Below are 23661 nucleotides of genomic sequence, written 5' to 3' on the forward strand. Positions count from 1 at the left end.
GGTAAAAGAATGCGCCCATGCTACGCCAAACCGGGCCGCTACGGCTCACTCCTTGTTCCCCACCAGGCTGTCGACGGCAGGCACCCGGGTATCGCTCTCCATCTGCGCATCGTGCTCCAACTGGTGGCTGAAGCGCTCCAGCGAGGCATTGGCCGGGTTGGAATCGCTTGCGAACACTGGCGGGCTGAGCAGGTAGCCCGACAACAGGCGGCTGAGCGCGGCCAGGCTGTCGATGTGGGTGCGCTCGTAACCATGGGTGGCATCGCAACCGAACGCCACCAGTGCCGTGCGGATATCGTGCCCGGCGGTGACCGCCGAATGGGCATCGCTGAAGTAATAGCGGAACACGTCACGGCGCACCGGCAGCTCCTGGTCGCCGGCCAGTTTCAGCAAGTGGCGTGACAGGTGGTAGTCATAGGGCCCCGACGAGTCCTGCATGGCCACGCTGACGGCGTGTTCGCTCGACGCCTGGCCGGGTGCCACCGGGGCAATGTCGATGCCGACGAACTCGCTGACGTCCCAGGGCAGGGCAGCGGCAGAGCCTGAGCCGGTTTCTTCGGTGATGGTGAACAGCGGGTGGCAGTCGATCATCGGCTGGCGGCCGCTTTCCACGACTGCCTTGAGGGCAGCCAGCAGCGCGGCCACGCCGGCTTTGTCGTCCAGATGGCGGGCGCTGATATGGCCGCTGTCGGTGAACTCCGGCAGCGGGTCGAACGCCACGAAGTCGCCAATGGCAATCCCCAACGACTCGCAGTCGGCGCGGGTGGTGCAGTAGGCGTCCAGGCGCACTTCTACGTGCTCCCAGCTGACGGGCATCTGGTCGATGGCGGTATTAAAAGCATGCCCGCTGGCCATCAGCGGCAGCACGCTGCCGCGGAACACGCCGGTGTCGGTGAATACACTGACCCGGCTGCCCTCGGCGAAACGGCTCGACCAGCAGCCCACCGGGGCCAGGGCCAGGCGGCCGTTGTCCTGCAATTGGCGCACGCTGGCGCCGATGGTGTCCAGGTGGGCCGAGACGGCGCGGTCTGGGGAGCTTTGCCGGCCCTTGAGGGTGGCGCGGATGGTGCCGCGGCGGGTCAGCTCGAAGGGAATGCCCAGTTCGTCCAGGCGTTCGGCGACATAGCGCACGATGGTGTCGGTGAAGCCGGTCGGGCTGGGAATGGCGAGCATCTCCAGCAAGACGCGCTTGAGGTAGTCAAGGTCCGGCTCGGGGTATCGTTCAGACATGGGTACTCCTCGGGTAAAGCGGTGCTCTGGCGGGCCCTATCGCCGGCAAGCCGGCTCCCACATGGTTCATCATGGTTCATGTAGAAGCCGGCAAGGCTCATCACGGTCCATGTGGGAGCCGGCTTGCCGGCGATAGGGCCGTCATGGATTCACGCCAACGCCCGGCTATGCGGGAACAGCAGGTCGACAAAGCGCTCTGCCGTTGGCTGCGGTTCATGGTTGGCCAAGCCGGCGCGTTCATTGGCCTCGATGATCACGTAGTCCGGCTGTTCGGCATCACGCACCATCAGGTCCAGGCCCACCACTGGAATTTCCAGCGCCCGCGCCGCGCGCACGGCCGCGTCGGCCAACACAGGGTGCAGGCGCTCGGTAACGTCCTCCAGCGTGCCGCCGGTGTGCAGGTTGGCGGTGCGGCGCACGGCCAGGCGCTGGCCTGCAGGCAATACGCTGGTGTAGTCGAAGCCGGCATCACGCAGGGTGCGCTCGGTTTCGTCGTCCAGCGGAATGCGGCTTTCGCCACCGGTAGCAGCCTGACGGCGGCGGCTTTGGGCCTCGATCAGCTCAAGGATGCTGTGTTTACCGTCGCCGACCACCTGGGCCGGGTGCCGAATCGCCGCCGCAACCACCTCGAAACCGATCACCACGATGCGCAGGTCATGGCCCGGGTGGAAGCTCTCCAGCAGCACACGGCTGTCGAAACGGCGGGCGTGTTCTATGGCTTGGCTGACTTCCTCGTAAGTGGTCAGGTTCACCGCCACCCCTTGGCCCTGCTCGCCATCCACCGGCTTGACCACCACCGCGCCGTGCTCGTCGAGAAACGCCAGGTTGTCGTCGGCATTGCCGGCCAGTTGCTGCACCGGCACCAGCAGGCCGGCGTTGTGCAAGGTTTGCTGGGTCAGGCGCTTGTCCTGGCAGAGGGTCATGCTGACCGCACTGGTCAGGTCGCTCAGCGACTCGCGGCAACGCACCCGACGCCCGCCCAGGCTGAGGGTGAACAGCCCGCCTGCGGCGTCGTCCACCTGCACCTCGATGCCACGGCGGTAGGCCTCATCGACGATGATCCGTGCATACGGGTTCAGCCCCGCTTCAGGGCCGGGGCCCAGAAACAATTGCTGGTTGATGCCGTTCTTGCGTTTGACCGCAAAGGTCGGCAGGTTGCGGAAACCGAGCTTCTCGTACAGCCGCTTGGCCTGGCGGTTGTCGTGCAGCACCGACAGGTCCAGGTAGGCCAGACCGCGGCTCATGAAGTGCTCGACCAGGTGGCGCACCAGCACCTCACCCACGCCAGGGCGGGTGCAATGCGGGTCCACGGCCAGGCACCACAGGCTGCTGCCGTGCTCGGGGTCATCGAACGCCTTGCTGTGGTTCAGGCCCATGACGCTGCCGATCACCGCGCCGCTGTCTTCGTCCTCGGCCAGCCAGTACACCGGCCCGCCCTGGTGGCGCGGCGTCAGCAGCTCGGGCTGCACCGGGAGCATGCCGCGTGCCTGGTACAGGGTGTTGATGGCCTGCCAGTCGCTGGCGCTTTGTGCGCGGCGGATACGGAAACCGCGAAACACCCGTTGCGCCTGGCGGTAGTCGGTGAACCACAGCCGCAGCGTGTCGGACGGGTCGAGGAACAGCTGCTGCGGTGCCTGCGCCAGCAGCTGTTGAGGGGCCGCCACATACAGCGCGATGTCGCGCTCGCCGGGACGTTCCTGCTGCAGCGCCTCGGCCAGGCTGGCCGGGTCCGGGTAGGTGTGGCCTATCAGCAGCCGGCCCCAGCCGCAGTGCAGCGCACGCGGCTGGCTGTGGGGCTCGCTGCCATCGCCGGCCAGGCGCGCCTGCAGGCGCTCGTAGGACGGCGCCTGGCCACGCAGCAGGCGCTGACCGTAGGCGGTTTCATGGGCTTTCATCGGTCAGATTCCTTGTTCGCTGAGCCACAGGTTCAGCGCCGCCAGCTGCCACAGCTTGGAGCCGCGCAGCGGGGTAAGCTGGCCATGCGGGTTGCTCAGCAGGCGGTCTACCATGGCCGGGTTGAACAGCCCGCGGTCCTGGCTGGGGTCGGTGAGCAGTTCGCGTACCCAGTCCAGGGTGGCGCCTTGCAGGTGCTTGAGGCCGGGTACCGGGAAGTAGCCTTTCTTGCGGTCGATCACCTCATGGGGGATCACCCGGCGTGCGGCTTGCTTGAGCACTTGCTTGCCGCCATCGGGCAATTTGAAGCGCGCCGGGATGCGTGCCGACAGCTCGACCAGGCGGTAGTCCAGGAACGGTGTACGGGCTTCCAGGCCCCAGGCCATGGTCATGTTGTCGACCCGTTTGACCGGGTCGTCGACCAGCATCACCGTGCTGTCCAGGCGCAGCGCCTTGTCTACTGCCTCGGCCGCGCCCGGGCGGGCGAAGTGTTCGCGCACGAAGTCGCCGGCCACGTCGGTTTCCAACAGCCACGGCGCTTGCACGGTGTCGCGGTACTCGGCATGGCTGCGGTCGAAGAATGCATCGCGGTAGGCGCCAAAGGCATCCTTGGCGCCGTCCACCTGCGGGTACCAGTGGTAGCCGGCGAACAGCTCGTCGGCACCCTGGCCGCTCTGCACGCCCTTGCAGTGCTTGGCCACTTCGCGTGACAGCAGGTAGAAGGCGATGCAGTCGTGGCTGACCATCGGTTCGCTCATGGCGCGGAACGCGGCCGGCAATTGCTCGATGATTTCGCTTTCGGCGATGCGCAGCTTGTGGTGGCGGGTGCCGTAGTGCTTGGCGATCAGGTCGGAGTACTGGAACTCGTCACCGCGCTCGCCGCCGGCATCCTCGAAGCCGATGGAGAAGGTCGACAGGTCATCCACGCCCACTTCGCGCAGCAGGCCGACCAACAGGCTGGAGTCGACGCCGCCGGACAGCAGTACGCCTACGTCCACGGCGGCGCGCTGGCGGATGCCGACGGCATCACGGGTGGCATCGAGCACACGGGTGGTCCAGCCTTCCAGGTCCAGGTCGCGCTCGTCCGGGTTGGGGCCGTAATGCAGCTGCCACCAGGTTTGGCGTTCGACTTCACCGTGGCGGTCGACGCGCATCCAGGTGCCGGGTTCGAGCTTTTGCACATTGGCCAGCAAGGTGCGTGGCGCCGGCACCACGGCGTGGAAGTTGAGGTAGTGGTTGAGCGCTACCGGGTCGATCATCGGGTCGATGTCGCCACCTTTGAGCAGCGCTGGCAGGGTGGAGGCAAAGCGCAGGCGCTCGCCGTTGCGCGACAGGTACAAAGGCTTGACGCCCAGGCGGTCGCGGGCCAGGAACAGGCGCTGGTTGTCGCGCTCCCAGATGGCCAGGGCAAACATGCCGTTGAGCTTGGGCAGCAAGGCCGCGCCCCAGGCGTGGTAGCCCTTGAGCAGCACCTCGGTGTCGCCGTCGGACCAGAAGGTGTAGCCCAGGTCCTGCAGCTCCTGGCGCAGTTCGGGGAAGTTGTAGATGGCACCGTTGAAGGCCAAAGACAGGCCCAGGGTGTTGTCGACCATGGGCTGAGCCGAGCCGTCGGACAGGTCCATGATTTTCAGCCGGCGATGGCCCAGGGCAATCGGGCCCAGGCTATGGAAGCCCCAGGCGTCGGGGCCACGGGGCGCCAGGTGATGGGTCATGCGCTCTACCGCGGCGAGGTCCGCCGGGCGAGGGGCTTGGTCGATGGGGGTGAAACGCAACTCTCCTGCTAATCCGCACATAGGTCCTTACCGGTTTTTCCGTTGGGGAATCAGCGCCCCGGATTAGGGCGCCTGTAAGGAACTGACCTGGGGGATTTGCGAGAGTTTTAGACCAATCCGTTATAAGCAGCACTTTGTATTACGGCCAACCGCCGGCAAGCCGGCTGCCACAGGGCTCAGCAGCGCTGCGGATCGTGGCAGCCGGCTTGCCGGCGATTGGGCTGCACAGCAGCCCCTTCATTTACCCCGAATCAACTTGCGCAAGCCAAACCGGTTCGGATGGCATGCTTCAGCCACCGCCCGCGGCAGCGGCAATGGCTCGCCACTGACCCAGGCCGCAATCAGCTCGCCCGAAAGCGGCGCCGTGATCAGCCCCCGCGACCCATGCCCGCTGTTCACATACAGCCCCTCCAGCCAGGGGCAGGGCACCTCGGGCACCTGCCGCGCGTCCTTGCCCAGGACTGCAAAGGCTTCGGCGAAGGCTGCAGGGTCGGCAACCGGCCCCACGATCGGCAAGTAATCCGGGCTGGTGCAGCGGAATGCTGCGCGCCCCTGCAACTGCTCAGGGGCAAGCGCTGGGATACCCAGGCGCCGGGCCAGGTCGCTGGAGATTTCATCCAGCATGGCCAGGTTGCCCTGGTGCTCGGCCACGGTCGGCGCCAGGTCATCGCTATGGAAGTCGAAGCTGGCCCCCAGCGTGTGCTCCTCACCCCTGGGCGGTGCCACATAGCCCTCGGCGCAGACCACGGTAGCCAGCGCCCGGCTGGCGTCGGTCACCGGCAGGCGGGTGATCTGCCCGCGGATGCGCTTGAGCGGCAACTGCGCACAGGGCTCGAAACGCTTCACGTCAGCCGCCCCGGCCAGCACCACCACTGGCGCGCTGGCCAGCAGCCGGTCGCCGGCCCAGGCTTGCCACAGGCCATCGGCCTTGCGCAGTGCGAGCACATCGTGATGGGCCAGCAGGCGAATGTTACGGTGCTGCAGTTGAGCGTTGCACAGTGCCGGTGGGTGCACCCAGCCGCCTTCGGGATAGAACAACCCGCCGGCAGGCAGTGCGACCCCGGCAATCGCTTCGGCTTCACTGCGCTGCACGGCGCGCAGCAAGCTGCCCTCGAAGGCATCGGCGAGCTTGCCCTGGCGTTCGGCTTCCTTGCTGTCGAAGGCCAGTTGCAAAACCCCGCACGCATCCCAGTCCTGGCCGCGCTGCAGTAGTTCAAGCTGGCGCCGTGTATAGCCGAAGCCGGCCAGGATCATCTGCGACAAAGCCGTGCCGTGCGCGGACAGCTTGAGGTACAGCACGCCCTGGGGGTTGCCTGAGGCTTCGCGGGCCGCTGCGTCGTGACGCTCCAGTACCGCTACCTGCCAGCCGCGTGCGGCCAGGCTGGCAGCGCTGGCGCTGCCAGCGAGCCCTGCGCCGATCACCAGGGCCTCGCGCGGGCCTTCAGGCGCAGTTGGCCGCGCGTACCAGGGCGCCGACGTGGGCGCGTTTGGCTGGCCGGTGTACTCACCGCTCATTACCTCCCACTTCTTGCCGATGCCAGGCACCTTCTTCATGGTGAAGCCGGCTTCGATCAAGCTGCGGCGAACCCAGCCGGTGGTGGTGAAGGTGCCCAGTGCGGTGCCGGCATGGGACAACCTGGCCAGTTGCGTGAACAGCTCGGGTGTCCACATGTCGGGGTTCTTCGCCGGGGCGAACCCGTCGAGGAACCACACGTCGATACGCGCGTCCAGCTGCGGCAGCTGCTCCAGCACATCGCCGATCAGCAGGGTGAGGGTGATTCGGCCCTGGTCGAAGGTGAACTGCTGGAAGCCCTGGTGCACCGCGACGTACTGGCGCAAAAAGGGTTCGGTGAACGCCGCCAGCTCCGGCCACAGGCGCATCGCCCGGGCCATGTCGGCATGGCCCAGGGGGTACTTCTCGACGCTGACGAAATGCAGGCGGGCGTCGGCGTGGGCTGTTTCGGCGAACAGCTGCCAGGCGCAGAAAAAATTCATGCCGGTGCCAAAGCCGGTTTCGCCGATCACCAGGCAGGCGTGGGGCGCCAGGTTGGCGAAGCGCTGGCGCAGGCGGGTTTGTTCGAGGAACACATGCTGGGTTTCGGCAATGCCCTCGTTGATGGCGAAGTACACATCGCCGTATTGCCGCGAATGGGGGCGGCCCTGGTCGTCCCAGTCGATCTGGGCATGCTGAAGGAGGGTGGATGCGGGCATGGCTGGTTTCGCTGGAGGTGGGGAGCTGCAAGCGGCAAGCTGCAAGCTGCAAGAAAAAGCAGATGGTGGCACGGCCTGCGTTTTCTTGCAGCTTGAAGCGTGCCGCTTGCCGCTTGCCGCTAAGATTCCGCTAGTCTTGCTTATCCATTGAAGGAGCCAGTGCATGTTCGAATCCGCCGAAATTGGCCACAGCATCGACGACGATACCTTTGAGGCAGAAGTGCCCGCGCTGCGCGAGGCTTTGCTCGAAGCCCAGTACGAACTCAAGCAGCAGGCGCGCTTCCCGGTGATCGTGCTGATCAATGGCATCGAAGGCGCCGGCAAGGGCGAGACGGTCAAGCTGCTCAACGAGTGGATGGACCCGCGCATGATCGACGTGCTCACCTTCGACCAGCAGACCGACGAAGAGCTGGCCCGGCCCCCCGCCTGGCGCTACTGGCGGGCGCTGCCGCCAAAGGGGCGCATGGGCGTGTTTTTCGGCAACTGGTACAGCCAGATGCTGCAGGGCAGGGTGCATGGGCAGTTCAAGGATGCGGTGCTCGACCAGGCCATCACCGGTGCCGAGCGCCTGGAGCAGATGCTTTGCGACGAAGGTGCGCTGATCATCAAGTTCTGGTTCCACCTGTCCAAGAAACAGATGAAAGCGCGGCTCAAGTCGCTCAAGGACGACCCCTTGCACAGCTGGCGCATCAGCCCGCTGGACTGGCAACAGTCGCAGACCTACGACCGTTTCGTGCGTTTTGGCGAGCGGGTGTTGCGCCGTACCAGCCGTGACTATGCACCGTGGCATGTAGTTGAAGGGGTCGACCCCAACTACCGCAGCCTGGCCGTTGGGCGCATCTTGCTGGAAAGCCTGCAGGCCGCACTGGCCGTCAACCCCAAAGGCAAGCACCAGGGCAACATTGCGCCGCTGGGGCGCAGCATCGATCAGCGCAGCCTGGTCGGCGCCCTGGACATGACCCTGCACCTGGACAAGCAGGACTACCAGGAGCAACTGGTGACCGAGCAGGCTCGCCTGGCCGGCCTGTTGCGCCACAAGCACATGCGCCGGCACTCGCTGGTGGCCGTGTTCGAGGGTAATGATGCAGCAGGCAAGGGCGGGGCGATTCGCCGTGTGGCGGCAGCGCTGGACCCGCGCCAGTACCGTATCGTGCCGATCGCCGCCCCTAGCGAAGATGAGCGTGCGCAGCCGTACCTGTGGCGGTTTTGGCGGCACATTCCGGCACGCGGCAAGTTCACCATCTTCGACCGCTCCTGGTACGGCCGGGTGCTGGTGGAACGCATCGAAGGCTTCTGCACCCCGGCCGACTGGATGCGTGCCTACGGTGAGATCAATGATTTCGAGGAGCAGTTGGTGAACGCCGGCGCGGTAGTGGTCAAGTTCTGGCTGGCGATCGACCAGCAAACCCAGCTGGAGCGTTTTGAAGAGCGCGAGCAGATCCCGTTCAAGCGCTACAAGATCACCGAGGACGACTGGCGCAACCGCGACAAGTGGGACCTGTATGTGGATGCAGTGGGGGACATGGTCGACCGCACCAGCACCGAGATCGCGCCATGGACCTTGGTCGAGGCCAATGACAAGCGTTGGGCGCGGGTGAAGGTGTTGCGCACCATCAATGAAGCCTTGGAAGCGGCGTTTGCCAAACACAAGAAATAGTCAGCCGCCATGCCGCAGGGGAATGACCTGATGAATTCTTTTCCCGCCTTTTTTCCCCGTTGGCAGGTAGCAAGCCTTTAGAATCGAGGCACCCTACAACGGGCTCGACCGAGGACTTTATGCACATCACATCCGGACGCCGGAGCTATGGACTGGCCCTGGCGCTTCTGACCGCACTGCTGTGGGGCATCCTGCCAATCAAACTCAAGCAAGTGCTGCAGGTGGTCGACCCGGTGACCGTCACCTGGTTCCGCCTGCTGGTGTCCGGCGGCCTGCTGTTCGCCTGGCTGGCAGCCAAGCGCCGTTTGCCTTCGTTCGGCAAGCTCGGCACCAAAGGCAAAGGCCTGGTGGCTGTGGCCGTGTGCGGCCTGATGGGCAATTACGTGCTGTACCTGATCGGCCTCAACCTGCTGAGCCCCGGTACTGCGCAATTGGTGGTGCAGATCGGCCCGGTGCTGCTGCTGGTGGCCAGCGTGTTCGTGTTCAAGGAGCGCTTCAGCCTGGGCCAAGGCCTGGGGTTGCTGGTGCTGCTTGCCGGCTTCGGCCTGTTCTTCAACCAGCGCCTTGAAGAGCTGCTGACCTCGCTGGGCACCTACACCACGGGCGTGCTGACCATCCTGCTGGCCACCAGTATCTGGGTGTTCTATGCCCTGAGCCAGAAGCAGCTACTGACGGTGTGGCATTCGCAGCAGGTGATGATGGTGATCTACCTGAGCTGCGCCGCGCTGCTGACACCCTGGGTGCACCCGCTGGAGGCGTTGCAGTTGACGCCCCTGCAAGGCTGGCTGCTGCTGGCCTGCTGCCTGAACACGCTGGTGGCCTATGGTGCTTTTGCCGAGGCACTGGCGCACTGGGAGGCATCGCGGGTGAGTGCCACGCTGGCGCTGACGCCACTGGTGACCTTTGTGGCGGTGGCATTGGCGGCCTGGATGTGGCCGGCGTATGTGCAGGCTGAAGACATCAATGCCCTGGGCTATGTAGGCGCGGTGACGGTGGTACTGGGGTCGACCCTGGTGGCCTTGGGGCCATCGCTGGTGGCTGGGTGGCGGGCGAGAAGGGCGCGCCTGGCTCAGGTTGGTTGAGAGCCTGTTCCGGCCCTATCGCCGGCAAGCCGGCTCCCACAAAACCCTTGTAGGAGCCGGCTTGCCGGCGATAGGGCCATAAGTACCAGCCAATCAATCAGCCCTTGCCGCCCGGTGCCAGCATGTTCTCCGGCCGCACCCACTCATCGAACTGCTCATTGGTCAGGTACTTCAATTCCAGCGCCGCCTCGCGCAGGGTCTTGCCCTCGCTGTAGGCCTTCTTGGCAATCTCTGCCGCTTTGTCATAGCCGATATGCGGGTTGAGCGCGGTCACCAGCATCAGCCCGCGCTCCAGGTGCGCCGCCATCTGGTCGGTATCCGGCTCTATCCCGGCCACGCAGTGCTGCTGGAAGTTGCGGCAGCCATCAGCCAGCAGCGTGATCGACTGCAGCAGGTTATGAATGATCACCGGCTTGAACACGTTCAACTGCAGGTGCCCCTGGCTGGCGGCAAAACCGATGGCCGCGTCATTGCCCAGCACCTGGCAGGCCAGCATCGACAGCGCTTCGCACTGGGTCGGGTTGACCTTGCCTGGCATGATCGAGCTGCCCGGCTCGTTGGCCGGCAGGCGCACCTCGGCCAACCCGGCGCGGGGCCCGGAGCCGAGCAGGCGCAAGTCATTGGCGATTTTCATCAAGGCCACCGCCAAGGTCTTCAGCGCCCCCGCCAGGCTGGTCAGCGGCTCGTGGCCGGCCAGGGCGGCAAACTTGTTCGGCGCGGTGACGAACGGCAGGCCGGAGAGGGCGGCCAGTTCCGCAGCAATGGCTTCGGCGAAACCCTGCGGGGCATTGAGCCCGGTGCCCACGGCAGTGCCGCCTTGGGCCAGTTCGCACACCGCCGGCAAGGTGGCGCGGATGGCGCGCTGGGCATAGTCGAGCTGGGCCACGAAGGCCGACACCTCCTGGCCGAAGGTGATGGGCGTGGCGTCCATCATGTGCGTGCGGCCAGTCTTGACCAGTTTGTGGTGGCGCGCCGACAGCTCGGCCAGCCCCGAAGACAGTTCGGCGATCGCCGGTAGCAGCTGCTCGTGCACCGCCTGTGCTGCGGCAATGTGCATGGCGGTGGGGAAGCAGTCGTTGGAGCTTTGCGAGCGGTTGACATGGTCGTTGGGGTGCACCGGCGCCTTGCCGCCGCGGCCTTTGCCGGCCAGCTCGTTGGCCCGCCCGGCAATCACCTCGTTGACGTTCATGTTGCTCTGCGTGCCGCTGCCGGTCTGCCACACCACCAGCGGGAACTGGTCGTCGTGCTCGCCGTCGAGCACTTCGTCGGCAGCCTGCTCGATCAAGCGGGCGATGTCGGCTGGCAGGTCGCCATTGCGGTCGTTGACCCGTGCTGCGGCTTTTTTGATCAGCGCCAGGGCGTGCAGCACCGGGAGCGGCATGCGTTCCTTACCAATGGCAAAGTTGATGAGCGAGCGTTGGGTCTGCGCGCCCCAGTAGGCGTGCTCCGGAACTTCGACCGGGCCCAGGCTGTCTGTTTCGATACGGCTCATGCTGCGTTCACTCCCTTGTCAGTCAGAATCAGCAGTTTAGGCCCCCATGCGATCGAGCGGTTCAATCGCTCGTCGTGCCACTTGAGCGCTGCACCCTGGCGGGAGCAGAATGCTCATCTCTGAGGTACCGCCTCCCCCTCCTTGAAGGATATGCAATGACCCGTCTCCGTGCCCTCTGTGCTGCCGTCGCCCTGGCCTGTGCCAGCGGCCAGGTACTCGCTGCCACCGCCAGCCACAACGCTGCCGCCGAGAAATTCCTGACCTTGGCCAACGCTGACAAGCTGGGCACCCCGGTGTACATGCAGGTCCAGCAGATGTTCGCCCAGCGCTTCGCCCAGACCAAAGCCCCGGCCACCAAGCAGTCGGTGCTGGAAAGCTACCAGGCCAAGGCCAACGCCGCGCTGGACAGCGCCATCGGCTGGAACAAGCTCAAGCCGAAGATGGTCGACCTGTACACCCAGACCTTCACCGAGCAGGAGCTCAAGGACCTGGTGAAGTTCTACCAGTCGCCGCTGGGCAAGAAAGTCCTCAGCCAGATGCCCAAGGTCACCCAGCAGTCGGCCCAGCTGACCCAGCAAAGCCTGGAGCCGGCAGTGCCGGTGGTCAACAAGCTGCTCGAAGACATGACCAAAGAGCTTGACCCCAATGCCGGCAAGGCCGCCCCGGCCAAGAAGTGAGTAATACCCGATGACCATGCAGCAACGCATCGAGCAGCAGCTGGCCGCCCTGGCGCCGCAGCACCTTGAAGTGCTCAACGAAAGCCACATGCACAGCCGTGGCCAGGAAACCCACTACAAGGCGGTGATCGTCAGCGAGCAGTTTGCCGGGCTCAACAGCGTCAAGCGCCACCAGAAGGTGTACGCCACCATGGGTGAACTGATGGGCCAGATCCATGCGCTGGCCATCCACACCTATACCAACGAGGAGTGGGCGAAGGTGGGTGTTGCACCCGCGTCGCCGGTGTGTGCAGGTGGCGGCAAGCACTGAATCCTTTTTGGCGTTCTGGTACAATTTGCGACATCCGGGGGGCCGCTTTGCGGCCCTTTCGCGACACAAGGCCGCTCCTACAGGGGTTATGTATTCACCTGTAGGAGCGGCCTTGTGTCGCGAAAGGGGCGCAGAGCGCCCCCCAGCTTTTTGTCAAACCCGGTCCGCCCCTTACGAGGGCAACCACCTGGAGATTCAACGCAATGACCCAACCGATCGTCGTGGCGGCGCTGTACAAGTTCGTCACCCTTGAAGACTACGTAGAGCTGCGCGAGCCCCTGCTCAAGGCCATGCTCGACAATGGCGTCAAAGGCACCCTGCTGCTGGCCAACGAGGGCATCAACGGCACCGTTTCGGCCACCCGCGAAGGCATCGATGGCCTGCTCGCCTGGCTGCGCAGCGACCCGCGCCTGGTCGATGTCGACCACAAGGAATCCTACTGCGACGAGCAGCCGTTCTACCGCACCAAGGTCAAGCTCAAGAAAGAGATCGTCACCCTCGGCGTGCCGGGCGTGGACCCGAACAATGCCGTTGGTACCTACGTCGATCCCAAAGACTGGAATGCCCTGATCAGCGACCCGGAAGTACTGCTGATCGACACCCGCAACGACTACGAAGTGGCCATCGGCACCTTCAAGGGCGCAATCGACCCCAAGACCGAGACCTTCCGCGAGTTCCCCGAGTACATCAAGGCCAACTTCGACCCCAGCAAGCACAAGAAGGTCGCCATGTTCTGCACCGGCGGCATCCGCTGTGAAAAAGCCTCCAGCTACATGCTCGGTGAAGGCTTCGAGGCGGTCTATCATCTTAAGGGCGGCATCCTGAAATACTTCGAGGAAGTACCCCAGGAAGAAAGCCTGTGGGACGGCGACTGCTTTGTCTTCGACAACCGCGTCACGGTGCGCCATGACCTGACCGAAGGCGAGTATGACCAGTGCCATGCCTGCCGCCACCCGGTCAACGCCCAGGACCGCGCGTCCGAGCACTATTCGCCAGGCGTGAGCTGCCCGCACTGCTGGGACAGCCTGAGCGAAAAGACCCGGCGCAGCGCCATCGACCGGCAGAAGCAGATTGAGCTGGCCAAGGCCCGCAACCTGCCGCACCCGATCGGTTACAACTACAAAGCCGAGGCCTGATTGCATGACTGCCCGCCTGCTCTATGTGATGGACCCGATGTGCTCCTGGTGCTGGGGTTTTGCACCGGTGGCCCAGGCCCTTATCGCCCAGGCGCGTGAAGCGGGCGTGGCCACCCGGGTGGTGCCGGGTGGGTTGCGCCGCGGTGCCAGCCCGCTGGACGCCTCGACCCGCAAGTACATCCTCGAGCATTGGCAGGCGGTGGCCGAGGCCACCGGGCAGCCGTTCGCGTTCGAAGGTGCCATGCCCGATGGCTTCGTCTACGACACCGAGCCTGCCTGCCGCGCCCTGGTGGCCGCCCGTGAACTGGACGCCGAGCGCGTCTGGCCGCTGCTGGCACTGATCCAGCGTGGGTTCTACCAGCAGGGCCTGGACGTCACCACCGCGCCGCAGCTGGTCGAGCTGGCCGAGCAGGCCGGGTTCGATCGCACAACCTTCGCCGATGCCCTGCTGCGTGCCGACGTGCGCGCTGCCACTGCAGCCGATTTCAGCTGGGTACAGGACCTGGGGATTGCCGGTTTTCCAACGCTGCTGGCTGAGCGCAACGGCCAGCTCGCCCTGTTGACCAACGGCTATCAGCCGCTGCAAAGCCTGCAGCCCTTGCTTGGCCGCTGGCTACAGCAGGCCGCCTGTGCTTGACCTGCCAGGGTCGCCCGACCCGGTGCCAGGGAAGCCCGCTGCTGTGCCTGACCGGCTGAGCTGGGCGCAAATCCGCCGCTTGGCACTGCACCACAAGAAACACCTCTGGGCCGCCAACCTGGTGGCCGTGCTGGCGGCCTGCTGCAGCGTGCCGATACCATTGCTGCTGCCCCTGCTGGTCGACGAAGTACTGCTGGGCCACGGCGATGGCGCGCTGAAGTTCATGAACCACCTGCTGCCCAGCGGTTGGCAGGTGGCGGCCGGTTATATCGGCCTGATGCTGGTCGTTACCCTGTGCCTGCGCGTGGCCGCGCTGGGCTTCAACGTGGTGCAGGCCAAGCTGTTCGCCGGCCTTGCCAAAGACATCGTCTATCGCCTGCGCATCCGCCTGATCGAGCGGCTCAAGCGTATCTCGCTCAAGGAGTACGAAAGCCTGGGCAGCGGCACCGTGACCACGCACCTGGTCACCGACTTGGAGACCCTCGACAAGTTTGTCGGCGAAACCCTGAGCCGCTTCCTGGTGGCCATGCTGACCCTGACCGGCACGGCGGCGATCCTGATCTGGATGCACTGGCAGCTGGCTTTGCTGATCCTGTTGTTCAACCCGTTGGTGATCTACTTCACCGTGCAGTTGGGCAAGCGCGTCAAACACCTTAAAAAGCTCGAAAACGACAGCACCTCGCGGTTCACCCAGGCGCTGGCCGAAACCCTGGACGCCATCCAGGAAATCCGCGCCAGCAATCGCCAGGGCTACTTCCTCGGCCGCCTGGGCCTGCGTGCCCGCGAAGTGCGCGATTACGCCGTGGATTCGCAATGGAAAAGCGATGCCAGTGGCCGTGCCAGTGGCCTGCTGTTCCAGTTCGGTATCGATATTTTCCGTGCTGCGGCCATGCTCACGGTGCTGTTCTCCGACCTGTCGATCGGGCAGATGCTGGCCGTGTTCAGCTACCTGTGGTTCATGATCGGCCCGGTCGAGCAGTTGCTCAACCTGCAATATGCCTACTATGCCGCAGGCGGCGCCCTGAGCCGGCTCAACGAGTTGCTGGCGCGTGATGACGAGCCGCAATACCCGGCTGCCCGCGACCCGTTCGCCGGCCGTGAAACGGTTGGCATCGAAGTGCGCGACCTGCGCTTCGCCTATGCCGACGAGCCGGTGCTCGAGCACCTGGACCTGTCCATCGCCCCGGGCGAAAAGGTCGCCATCGTCGGCGCCAGTGGTGGCGGCAAAAGTACCCTGGTTCAATTGCTGCTGGGCCTGTACAGCGCCCAGGCCGGGACCATCCGTTTTGGCGGTGCCAGCCTGCAGGAAATCGGCCTGGAGACCTTGCGTGAAAATGTGGCAGTGGTGCTGCAGCACCCGTCACTGTTCAACGACACGGTACGCGCCAACCTGACCATGGGCCGCGACTGCACGGACGAGGCCTGCTGGCAGGCGCTGCGCATCGCCCAGCTGGACGCCACCATTGGCGCCTTGCCGCAAGGGCTGGACAGCGTGGTCGGCCGCTCTGGTGTGCGCCTGTCCGGCGGCCAGCGCCAGCGCCTGGCGATTGCCCGCATGGTCCTGGCCGAGCCGAAGGTGGTAATCCTCGACGAGGCCACCTCGGCGCTGGACGCCGCCACCGAGTACAACCTGCACCAGGCCCTGGCGCGCTTTCTCAGTGGCCGTACCACGCTGATCATTGCCCACCGCCTTTCCGCGGTGAAGCAAGCCGACCGTGTGCTGGTGTTCGACGGCGGGCACGTGGCCGAGGATGGCGGCCACCAGCAGTTGATCGCCGAGGGCGGCTTGTATGCCAAGCTGTACGGGCATCTGCAGCAGACCTGACCCAAGCGGCAAGCTTGCAGCTTGCCACTCAAAATTCCCTCCACACAGATGGCAAATGGCCTACGCTGAGCTTGTCTGGTTGGTTCGAGCCTTATCTGCTCTGTGACAGGGACTTCATGAAGGGACATCGCACACTAGAGGCGCCAAGGCTGCTGGGTATCATCTGGCCCTTCATCGCCGTTGTAGTCTTCCAGGTCCTGTTGGGCAGCTTCAGCCTGTACGCGCTGTCGGCTGTGCGTGCCTATGTCGCCGGCGAAAGCCTGTGGTCCAAGGCACAGAAAGACGCCATCTATTACCTGAACCTGTATGCCGATACTGGCGATGAACGCACCTACCAGCGCTATCGTCAGGTCATCACTGTGCCCCACGGTGATCGGCAGATGCGTGAGGTGCTCGACCTGCCTGATCCAGACCTTGATGTCGCGCGCCAGGCCGTTTTGCAAGGCGGCAATCACCCCGACGACGTCGACCGTATCATCTGGTTCTACCGCAATTTCAGCCAGATCAGCTATGTGCAGGCGGCGATCGCCTACTGGAATGTCGGTGACGATTACCTCAAGCAACTGGATGTGCTGGCCAACGAGATGCGCGAGGGTTTTGCCAGCGACCATGCCGGCCCGCGCCAGGTCAGCCAATGGCGCGCCCGCATCGTCGCCATCAACGAAGGCGTGACCCCGGCAGCCAAAGCCTTCAGCGATGCCCTGGGCGAGGGCTCGCGCATGCTGTTGCGCGTGCTGTTGGTCACCAACCTGCTCACCGCGCTGTTCCTCATCACCTTTGCCTGGCGCCGTTCGAGCAAGCTGCTGGCCCAGCGCCAGGCCTTCGCCAGCGCCCTGCAGGAAGAAAAGGAACGCGCGCAGATTACCCTGCAGGCGATCGGCGATGCTGTGATCACCACCGATGTCGATGGCAGCATCGGCTACATGAACCCGGCGGCCGAGCAACTCACCCATTGGCAGGCAGGCCAGGCCGTGGGGCTGCCGTTGACAGCACTGTTCAGCCTGGTGGACGAGCAGGCCCAGAACGACAGCAGCACCTTGCTCGAACAGGTGCTCAGCGGCAGCCTCAAAGGGGGTGCCGAACATGCACGGTTGATCCAGCGCCTGGATGGCAGCACGGTTTCGATCAACCTGGTGGGTTCGCCCATCATCAACAACGGGCAGGTGGCGGGCATTGTCCTGGTGCTGCATGACATGACCCAGGAGCGCCAATACATCGCCAACCTGTCCTGGCAGGCTACCCATGACGCCCTGACCGGCCTGGCCAACCGCCGTGAATTCGAGTACCGCCTGGAGCAGGCACTGAACGACCTGGTGCGCCAGGGTGGGCGGCATTCGCTGATGTTCCTTGACCTCGACCAGTTCAAGCTGGTCAACGATACCTGTGGGCATGCCGCCGGTGATGAATTGCTGCGGCACATCTGCGCCGTGCTGCAATCGGTGCTGCGCGAAGGCGACACCCTGGCCCGGCTGGGGGGCGATGAGTTTGGCGTGCTGCTGGAAAACTGCCCGGGCGAACAGGCCGAGCGCATTGCCGAAAGCCTGCGCCAGGCGGTGCAAAGCCTGCACTTCGTATGGAAAGGCAGGCCGTTCGTCACCACCGTGAGTATCGGCCTGGTGCACATGGCGCAAGCCCCGGCCACGCTGGAAGCCTCCCTGCGGGCAGCCGACATGGCGTGCTACATGGCCAAGGAGAAGGGCCGTAACCGCATCCAGGTCTACCATGCCGATGACAGTGAACTGTCGATGCGGTTTGGTGAAATGGCCTGGATACAGCGCCTGCACGTCGCTCTGGAGGAGAACCGCTTCTGCCTGTACGCCCAGGAAATCGCCGCACTCACCGCCCTTGAAGGGCAGGGGCATGTCGAGATTCTGTTGCGCCTGCAAGACGAAAGCGGCCGCACCATCCTGCCTGACAGCTTCATCCCGGCGGCCGAGCGCTATGGCCTGATGACCGCGATCGACCGCTGGGTGGTGCGCAATGTGTTCCAGGTCATTCGCCAGTGCCTGGATGAGGGGCGCGAGGGCCCGCTGTCGATGTGTGCCATCAACCTGTCGGGGTCGAGTATCGGTGACGACAAGTTCCTGGAGTACCTGCGGCGCCTGTTCGTCGAATATTCGATTCCGCCACGGCTGATCTGCTTCGAGATCACCGAGACCAGTGCCATTGCCAACCTCGGCAGTGCCATCCGGTTCATCAATGAATTGAAAGGGCTGGGTTGCAAGTTCTCGCTGGATGACTTTTGTGCCGGAATGTCGTCATTCGCTTATTTGAAACATTTACCCGTCGACTTCTTGAAGATCGACGGAAGTTTTGTCAAAGATATGCTGGATGATCCGGTCAACCGGGCCATGGTCGAAGTCATCAATCACATCGGCCACGTCATGGGTAAACGGACCATTGCCGAGTTCGTTGAAACTCCGTTGATCGAGCAGGCCTTGCAAGAGATCGGCGTGGACTACGCCCAGGGCTATCTGATCGAACGACCGCAGGTGTTCACTTGCGACAGTCTGCAGCGCCAACGGATTGCTGCACGGCCCCTGCTGCATCGGGCGCCTGGAACCTTTCGCTGAAGTAGCGTTGGTAAATCACAGGGATCAAGGAGCTGAAAAGTGATTGATGCATTCGTCCGTATCGGGCCTTTGATGGACCCGGCCAGTTACCCCCAATGGGCCCAGCAACTGATCGAAGATTGCCGGCCGGGCAAGCGTCGGGTGGTGGAGCATGAGTTCTACCAGCGCCTGCGCGATGGCCAGTTGCGCCAAGCCACCATACGCCAGTACCTGATCGGTGGCTGGCCGGTGGTCGAGCAGTTTTCGTTGTACATGGCCCACAACCTGACCAAGACCCGCTATGCCCGCCACCCGGGCGAAGACATGGCGCGGCGCTGGCTGATGCGCAATATCCGCGTGGAGCTCCACCATGCCGATTACTGGGTGCACTGGTGCCATGCCCATGGCATTCACCTGCACGAGCTGCAGTCCCAGGAAGTGCCCGCCGAGCTCAATGGCCTCAATGACTGGTGCTGGCGAGTGTGTACCACCGAGTCGCTGGCCATTGCCATGGCGGCTACCAACTATGCCATTGAAGGGGCGACGGGTGAGTGGTCGGCGGTGGTCTGTGCTGAAGACACCTACGCCATGGGCTTCCCGGAGGACCAGCGCAAGCGCGCCATGAAGTGGTTGAAGATGCATGCGCAGTATGACGATGCGCACCCGTGGGAGGCGTTGGAGATCATCTGTACCCTGGCTGGCGAAAACCCGACCTTGGGGTTGCGCAACGAACTGCGCAAGGCGATCTGCAAAAGTTATGACTGCATGTACCTGTTCCTGGAACGGTGCATGCAGCTGGAGGGCCGCCAGCAAGGGCGCATGCGCCCGACCTTGGCTGCTGGCTGAATGTCTGGGGCTGCTTTGCAGCCCTTTCGCGACACAAGGCCGCTCCTACAGATTTGATGCCGGATTCAACGGTACCGCTATCCTGTAGGAGCGGCCTTGTGTCGCGAAGGGCCGCAAAGCGGCCCCATCGGTTTCAAGCCTTACTGAGCGTTAAAGGCCTGCCCATTCACCCCGGTACTGTCCGGCCCCATCAGGTACAGATACACCGGCATGATCTCTTCAGGCAGCGGATTGTTCTGCGGGTTCTCGCTCGGGTAGGCCTGGGCCCGCATCGCCGTACGGGTAGCCCCCGGGTTGATACCTACGCCATGGGCTTCCCGGAGGACCAGCGCAAGCGCGCCATGAAGTGGTTGAAGATGCATGCGCAGTATGACGATGCGCACCCGTGGGAGGCGCTGGAGATCATCTGTACGCTGGCTGGCGAAAACCCGACCTTGGGCTTGCGCAATGAGCTGCGCAAGGCGATCTGCAAAAGTTATGACTGCATGTACCTGTTCCTGGAACGGTGCATGCAGCTGGAGGGCCGCCAGCAAGGGCGCATGCGCCCGACCTTGGCTGCTGGCTGAATGTCTGGGGCTGCTTTGCAGCCCTTTCGCGACACAAGGCCGCTCCTACAGATTTGATGCCGGATTCAACGGCACCGCTATCCTGTAATCGATGGACTCGCCCTCGCTGCCGTTGGCTTCTTAGAACGCCACCGTGGCACTGTGATGCCTCGGCGGGGGCGAGTCCATCGATTACAGATTTGATGCCGGATTCAACGGTACCGCTATCCTGTAGGAGCGGCCTTGTGTCGCGAAGGGCCGCAAAGCGGCCCCATCGGTTTCAAGCCCTACTGAGCGTTAAAGGCCTGCCCATTCACGCCGGTACTGTCCGGCCCCATCAGGTACAGGTACACCGGCATGATCTCTTCAGGCAGCGGGTTGTTCTGCGGGTTCTCGCTCGGGTAGGCCTGGGCCCGCATCGCCGTGCGGGTAGCCCCCGGGTTGATGCTGTTGGAACGCACCGGTGCCACACCTTCCAGTTCGTCTGCCAAAGTCTGCATCAGGCCTTCGGTAGCGAATTTGGACACGCCATAAGCGCCCCAGTAAGCCCGGCCCTTGCGCCCGACGCTGCTGGAGGTGAACACCACCGAGGCGTCCTCCGACAGCTTGAGCAGCGGCAGCAGGGTGCTGGTGAGCATGAACGTGGCATCGACGTTGATGTGCATCACCCGCATGAAGTTGTCGCCCGAGAGCTGCTCCAGCGGCGTGCGCGGGCCGATGATCGAGGCATTGTTGAGCAGCCCGTCCAGGCGGCCGAACTGTTCCTCGACCATCACCGCCAGTTCGTCGTACTGGTGGGGCAGGGCGGTTTCCAGGTTGAACGGGATCACCACCGGCTGCGGGTGGCCGGCGGCCTCGATTTCATCGTAGACCTCGTTCAGGTTGGCTTCGGTCTTGCCCAGCAGCAGCACAGTGGCGCCCAAGGCGGCATAAGCCTTGGCGGCCGCTGCACCGATGCCACGGCCAGCGCCGGTGACCATGATGACGCGGCCCTTGAGCAGGTCGGGGCGGGCGGTATAGTCGAACATGCGTTTGTCCTTGAGTTGAAGCTTGCAGCTTGCCGCTAAAAGATCAGCACCCGCACAGGGCGCTGTCGAGCACCTTGCGCAGTTCCAGCGGGTGGTCCACCACCACGTCGGCGCCCCAGTTGTTCGGGTTGTCTTCTGGGTGAATATAGCCGTAGCGCACGGCCGCCGTGCGGGTGCCGGCATCGCGGCCAGACTCGATGTCGCGCAGGTCGTCGCCGACGAACAGCACGCTGGCCGGGTCCAGGTTCAGGGTCTTGCAGGCCAGGATCAACGGCTCCGGGTCGGGCTTGCTGTTTTTCACGTGATCCGGGCAGATCAGCAGGGCCGAACGCTCGGCCAGGCCCAGGCGCTGCATGATCGGCTCGGCGAAGCGGACCGGCTTGTTGGTCACCACGCCCCACAACAGGTTGCCCCGCTCGATATCGGCCAGCAGTTCGCCCATGCCGTCGAACAGCTTGCTGTGCACCGCGCAGTCACGCTGGTAGCGCTCGAGGAACTCCAGGCGCAGGGCCTCGAAACCCTCGTCCTGCGGGCTCATGGCGAAGGTCGCGGCGACCATCGCCCGCGCACCGCCGGAAATCACGTCGCGGATCAGCTTGTCGTCGATGGCCGGCAGGCCGCGCTCGGCGAGCATGGCCTGGCAAATGGCGATGAAGTCCGGCGCCGTGTCGAGCAGGGTGCCGTCCATGTCAAAAAGTACCGCTCGCAAACGCATGCTCATTCCTCGCGCAGGGTCTGGATCATGTAGTTGACGTCCACATCGCTGCTGAGCTTGTAGTGCTTGGTCAACGGGTTGTAGGTCAGGCCGATGATGTCCTTGACCTCAAGGCCGGCCACGCGGCTCCAGGCACCCAGCTCGGAAGGGCGGATGAACTTCTTGAAGTCGTGGGTACCGCGCGGCAGCATCTTGAGGATGTATTCGGCGCCGATGATGGCCAGCAGGTAGGCCTTGGGGTTGCGGTTGATGGTCGAGAAGAACACCTGGCCACCCGGCTTGACCATGCGGTAGCAGGCGCGGATGACCGAGGACGGGTCGGGCACGTGCTCGAGCATTTCCAGGCAGGTGACCACATCGAACTGCTCGGGCATCTCTTCAGCCAGGGCCTCGGCGGTGATCTGCCGGTACTCCACCTCCACGCCGGACTCCAGCTGGTGCAGCTGGGCCACGGCCAGGGGCGCTTCGCCCATGTCGATGCCGGTGACGGTGGCGCCGCGCAGGGCCATGGCTTCGCTGAGGATGCCGCCGCCGCAGCCGACGTCCAGCACCTTCTTGCCAGCCAGGCTGACGCGCTCGTCGATCCAGTTGACGCGCAGCGGATTGATGTCGTGCAGCGGCTTGAACTCGCTCTCGCGGTCCCACCAGCGGTGCGCCAAGGCTTCAAACTTGGCGATTTCGGCGTGGTCGACGTTGCTCATTGAACAGTCCTCTGAAACTTCTACGAATTGCGCCGGAGTATACCCGAGCGCCCAAGGCTGTTGGTCGCTATAATCGTCCGCTTTTGATATGCGAAAGTCAGGGAGAGGTGATGCGCGAGCGACTTATGGCGGCGGAGAAGGTGACCGGTATCCGGTGGCACCACGGCGCCTTGCACCTGCTCGACCAGCGCCTGCTGCCTTCGCAAGAACGCTGGCTGGCCTGCGACAATGTTGCGCAGGTGGCGGCGGCGATCCGCGACATGGCTGTGCGGGGTGCGGCGGCCATTGGCATCGCTGCCGCCTATGGCCTGGTGCTGGCCCTGGAAGAGCGCCTGGCCGAGGGCGGCGACTGGGAAATGGACCTGGAAGAGGATTTTCTCAGCCTGGCCGAGGCGCGGCCTACGGCCGCCAACCTGTTCTGGGCGCTCAACCGCATGCGTGATCGCCTGCAGCGCCTGCGCCCCGGCGAGGATGTGCTGGCAGCGCTGGAGGCCGAGGCTGTGGCCATTCATGAAAGCGACCGTGAGGCCAACCTGACCATGGCCCAGCAAGGCATCGAGCTGATCCGCCGCCACCAGGGCAGCGAGCAGGCCCTGCTGACCTACGGCAACGCCGGTGCCCTGGCCAGTGGCGGTTTCGGTACGGCGTTGGGGGTGATCCGCGCAGGCTTTCTCGAAGGCATGGTCGAGCGCGTCTATGCCGGCGAAACCCGGCCCTGGCTGCAGGGTTCGCGCCTGACCGCCTGGGAGCTGGCCAATGAAGGCATTCCGGTGACCCTTTGCGCCGATTCGGCGCTGGCCCACCTGATGAAAAGCAAGGGCATCACCTGGGTGGTGGTCGGCGCTGATTGCATTGCCGCCAACGGCGACGTGGCGAGCAAGATCGGCACCTACCAGCTGGCGGTGAGCGCCATGCACCATGGTGTGCGGTTCATGGTGGTGGCGCCCAGCACCAGCATCGACCTCAACCTGGCCACAGGTGAAGACATCCCGCTGGAAGAACGTGATGCCGACGAGTTGCTGGATTACGCCGGCACCCGCGTGGCACCGCAGGTGGAGGTATTCAATCCGGTGTTCGACGTGACCCCGGCTGACCTGATCGATGTGATCGTGACTGAGAAGGGCGTCGTTGAACGGCCGGATACCGCCAAATTGGCACAATTGATGTGCCGCAAACGCCTGCATTGACCGTTTGGGGTGGGGTGGGAGGGGGAGTGTGTGAGGCCGAGCGCCGGCAATCCGGCATCAGCGCCAATCACGTCAACAATTCCCACAAAACCCCCTTCCACCCCCTGCGCCATATCTCCCCACCGCTACTGCCTTTGTGATAACATCCGGCAGTTTCCAAGACCG

The 23661-nt window shown here is 64.3% G+C and carries 18 protein-coding genes and 2 pseudogenes; 11 read left to right on the top strand and 9 right to left on the bottom strand.

The annotated features are described in order from the left end of the window. Nucleotides 1-45: 45 nt before the first annotated feature. From JOE27_RS22965 to mnmC, 4 genes are all read right to left on the bottom strand, one after another. Nucleotides 46-1230, bottom strand: coding sequence for an osmoprotectant NAGGN system M42 family peptidase (locus JOE27_RS22965; RefSeq protein WP_046787396.1), 1185 nt, complete (start codon nucleotides 1228-1230; stop codon nucleotides 46-48). Nucleotides 1231-1379: 149 nt separating this feature from the next. Next, the gene (gene ngg / locus JOE27_RS22970) at nucleotides 1380-3125 is read right to left on the bottom strand and encodes an N-acetylglutaminylglutamine synthetase (protein WP_046787395.1); all 1746 of its coding nucleotides are present in this window, start codon (nucleotides 3123-3125) and stop codon (nucleotides 1380-1382) included. A gap of 3 nt (nucleotides 3126-3128) precedes the next feature. Continuing rightward, nucleotides 3129-4916 carry an N-acetylglutaminylglutamine amidotransferase gene (locus tag JOE27_RS22975; RefSeq protein WP_046787394.1) on the bottom strand — a complete coding sequence of 596 codons (1788 nt, stop codon included), beginning with the start codon at nucleotides 4914-4916 and terminating at the stop codon, nucleotides 3129-3131. Nucleotides 4917-5132: 216 nt separating this feature from the next. Beyond that, nucleotides 5133-7106: a bifunctional tRNA (5-methylaminomethyl-2-thiouridine)(34)-methyltransferase MnmD/FAD-dependent 5-carboxymethylaminomethyl-2-thiouridine(34) oxidoreductase MnmC gene (gene mnmC / locus JOE27_RS22980; RefSeq protein WP_204920180.1), complete on the bottom strand. Its 1974-nt coding sequence runs from the start codon at nucleotides 7104-7106 to the stop codon at nucleotides 5133-5135. Nucleotides 7107-7269: 163 nt separating this feature from the next. On the opposite strand from mnmC, the gene pap reads away from it, so the two are divergent. Both pap and JOE27_RS22990 read left to right on the top strand, forming a co-directional pair. Then, nucleotides 7270-8763 carry a polyphosphate:AMP phosphotransferase gene (gene pap, locus JOE27_RS22985; protein WP_046787392.1) on the top strand — a complete coding sequence of 498 codons (1494 nt, stop codon included), beginning with the start codon at nucleotides 7270-7272 and terminating at the stop codon, nucleotides 8761-8763. Nucleotides 8764-8882: 119 nt separating this feature from the next. Continuing rightward, the gene (locus JOE27_RS22990; protein WP_161872983.1) at nucleotides 8883-9845 is read left to right on the top strand and encodes a DMT family transporter; all 963 of its coding nucleotides are present in this window, start codon (nucleotides 8883-8885) and stop codon (nucleotides 9843-9845) included. Nucleotides 9846-9942: 97 nt separating this feature from the next. Here JOE27_RS22990 and JOE27_RS22995 read toward each other — a convergent pair whose 3' ends face one another. After that, nucleotides 9943-11337, bottom strand: a complete 1395-nt coding sequence (locus tag JOE27_RS22995; protein WP_119688439.1) for a class II fumarate hydratase — start codon at nucleotides 11335-11337, stop codon at nucleotides 9943-9945. A 155-nt stretch (nucleotides 11338-11492) separates the two neighbouring features. On the opposite strand from JOE27_RS22995, the gene JOE27_RS23000 reads away from it, so the two are divergent. The 7 genes from JOE27_RS23000 to JOE27_RS23030 all read left to right on the top strand — a co-directional run bounded on the left by JOE27_RS23000 (nucleotide 11493) and on the right by JOE27_RS23030 (nucleotide 19320). Continuing rightward, complete coding sequence (locus JOE27_RS23000) at nucleotides 11493-12014, top strand: DUF2059 domain-containing protein (protein ID WP_115272938.1); 522 nt, start codon at nucleotides 11493-11495, stop codon at nucleotides 12012-12014. A 10-nt stretch (nucleotides 12015-12024) separates the two neighbouring features. Next, nucleotides 12025-12324 carry a BolA family protein gene (locus JOE27_RS23005; RefSeq protein WP_012313276.1) on the top strand — a complete coding sequence of 100 codons (300 nt, stop codon included), beginning with the start codon at nucleotides 12025-12027 and terminating at the stop codon, nucleotides 12322-12324. Between the two features lie 203 nt (nucleotides 12325-12527). After that, nucleotides 12528-13460, top strand: coding sequence for a rhodanese-related sulfurtransferase (locus JOE27_RS23010; protein ID WP_046787387.1), 933 nt, complete (start codon nucleotides 12528-12530; stop codon nucleotides 13458-13460). A 4-nt stretch (nucleotides 13461-13464) separates the two neighbouring features. Next, on the top strand, nucleotides 13465-14097 hold the full coding sequence (locus JOE27_RS23015; RefSeq protein WP_204920188.1) for a DsbA family protein: 633 nt from the start codon (nucleotides 13465-13467) through the stop codon (nucleotides 14095-14097). Further along, entirely contained in the window at nucleotides 14090-15922 is a 1833-nt protein-coding gene (locus tag JOE27_RS23020) for an ABC transporter ATP-binding protein (protein ID WP_046787386.1), read from the top strand. The genes JOE27_RS23015 and JOE27_RS23020 overlap by 8 nt, the downstream gene beginning before the upstream one ends. 116 nt (nucleotides 15923-16038) lie before the next feature. Then, the gene (locus JOE27_RS23025) at nucleotides 16039-18495 is read left to right on the top strand and encodes an EAL domain-containing protein (protein WP_204920242.1); all 2457 of its coding nucleotides are present in this window, start codon (nucleotides 16039-16041) and stop codon (nucleotides 18493-18495) included. 39 nt (nucleotides 18496-18534) lie between these two features. After that, the gene (locus JOE27_RS23030; RefSeq protein WP_046787384.1) at nucleotides 18535-19320 is read left to right on the top strand and encodes an iron-containing redox enzyme family protein; all 786 of its coding nucleotides are present in this window, start codon (nucleotides 18535-18537) and stop codon (nucleotides 19318-19320) included. A gap of 140 nt (nucleotides 19321-19460) precedes the next feature. Here JOE27_RS23030 and JOE27_RS23035 read toward each other — a convergent pair. Further along, nucleotides 19461-19619 (bottom strand): annotated as a pseudogene (locus JOE27_RS23035) (YciK family oxidoreductase); the annotation flags it as partial. Nucleotides 19620-19634: 15 nt separating this feature from the next. On the opposite strand from JOE27_RS23035, the pseudogene JOE27_RS23040 reads away from it, so the two are divergent. Beyond that, nucleotides 19635-19886 (top strand): annotated as a pseudogene (locus JOE27_RS23040) (TenA family transcriptional regulator); the annotation flags it as partial. A gap of 266 nt (nucleotides 19887-20152) precedes the next feature. Here the strand turns inward: JOE27_RS23040 and JOE27_RS23045 are convergent. Genes JOE27_RS23045 through ubiG form a run of 3 tightly spaced genes read right to left on the bottom strand, consistent with a single transcriptional unit; the run spans nucleotide 20153 to nucleotide 22309 of the window. Continuing rightward, nucleotides 20153-20893: a YciK family oxidoreductase gene (locus JOE27_RS23045; RefSeq protein WP_046787383.1), complete on the bottom strand. Its 741-nt coding sequence runs from the start codon at nucleotides 20891-20893 to the stop codon at nucleotides 20153-20155. A gap of 43 nt (nucleotides 20894-20936) precedes the next feature. Then, nucleotides 20937-21608 carry an N-acetylmuramic acid 6-phosphate phosphatase MupP gene (gene mupP, locus JOE27_RS23050; RefSeq protein WP_012313283.1) on the bottom strand — a complete coding sequence of 224 codons (672 nt, stop codon included), beginning with the start codon at nucleotides 21606-21608 and terminating at the stop codon, nucleotides 20937-20939. Between the two features lie 2 nt (nucleotides 21609-21610). Further along, a complete protein-coding gene (ubiG, locus tag JOE27_RS23055; protein WP_046787382.1) occupies nucleotides 21611-22309 on the bottom strand; it encodes a bifunctional 2-polyprenyl-6-hydroxyphenol methylase/3-demethylubiquinol 3-O-methyltransferase UbiG in 699 nt (232 codons plus the stop codon). A gap of 110 nt (nucleotides 22310-22419) precedes the next feature. Here ubiG and mtnA point away from each other — a divergent pair, with 110 nt between their 5' ends. Further along, nucleotides 22420-23496: an S-methyl-5-thioribose-1-phosphate isomerase gene (gene mtnA / locus JOE27_RS23060; RefSeq protein ID WP_204920243.1), complete on the top strand. Its 1077-nt coding sequence runs from the start codon at nucleotides 22420-22422 to the stop codon at nucleotides 23494-23496. Nucleotides 23497-23661: the final 165 nt, after the last annotated feature.

This window comes from Pseudomonas sp. M5, assembly GCF_016907075.1.
In the GTDB taxonomy this organism is placed as follows: Bacteria; Pseudomonadota; Gammaproteobacteria; order Pseudomonadales; family Pseudomonadaceae; genus Aquipseudomonas; species Aquipseudomonas putida_E.

Bases quoted from the DNA above. Each gene is read 5' to 3' on its own strand.
- JOE27_RS22965 (WP_046787396.1), bottom strand. From the start codon at position 1,230: ATGTCTGAACGATACCCCGAGCCGGACCTTGACTACCTCAAGCGCGTC.
- ngg (WP_046787395.1), bottom strand. From the start codon at position 3,125: ATGAAAGCCCATGAAACCGCCTACGGTCAGCGCCTGCTGCGTGGCCAG.
- JOE27_RS22975 (WP_046787394.1), bottom strand. From the start codon at position 4,916: ATGTGCGGATTAGCAGGAGAGTTGCGTTTCACCCCCATCGACCAAGCC.
- mnmC (WP_204920180.1), bottom strand. From the start codon at position 7,106: ATGCCCGCATCCACCCTCCTTCAGCATGCCCAGATCGACTGGGACGAC.
- pap (WP_046787392.1), top strand. From the start codon at position 7,270: ATGTTCGAATCCGCCGAAATTGGCCACAGCATCGACGACGATACCTTT.
- JOE27_RS22990 (WP_161872983.1), top strand. From the start codon at position 8,883: ATGCACATCACATCCGGACGCCGGAGCTATGGACTGGCCCTGGCGCTT.
- JOE27_RS22995 (WP_119688439.1), bottom strand. From the start codon at position 11,337: ATGAGCCGTATCGAAACAGACAGCCTGGGCCCGGTCGAAGTTCCGGAG.
- JOE27_RS23000 (WP_115272938.1), top strand. From the start codon at position 11,493: ATGACCCGTCTCCGTGCCCTCTGTGCTGCCGTCGCCCTGGCCTGTGCC.
- JOE27_RS23005 (WP_012313276.1), top strand. From the start codon at position 12,025: ATGACCATGCAGCAACGCATCGAGCAGCAGCTGGCCGCCCTGGCGCCG.
- JOE27_RS23010 (WP_046787387.1), top strand. From the start codon at position 12,528: ATGACCCAACCGATCGTCGTGGCGGCGCTGTACAAGTTCGTCACCCTT.
- JOE27_RS23015 (WP_204920188.1), top strand. From the start codon at position 13,465: ATGACTGCCCGCCTGCTCTATGTGATGGACCCGATGTGCTCCTGGTGC.
- JOE27_RS23025 (WP_204920242.1), top strand. From the start codon at position 16,039: ATGAAGGGACATCGCACACTAGAGGCGCCAAGGCTGCTGGGTATCATC.
- JOE27_RS23045 (WP_046787383.1), bottom strand. From the start codon at position 20,893: ATGTTCGACTATACCGCCCGCCCCGACCTGCTCAAGGGCCGCGTCATC.
- mupP (WP_012313283.1), bottom strand. From the start codon at position 21,608: ATGCGTTTGCGAGCGGTACTTTTTGACATGGACGGCACCCTGCTCGAC.
- ubiG (WP_046787382.1), bottom strand. From the start codon at position 22,309: ATGAGCAACGTCGACCACGCCGAAATCGCCAAGTTTGAAGCCTTGGCG.
- mtnA (WP_204920243.1), top strand. From the start codon at position 22,420: ATGCGCGAGCGACTTATGGCGGCGGAGAAGGTGACCGGTATCCGGTGG.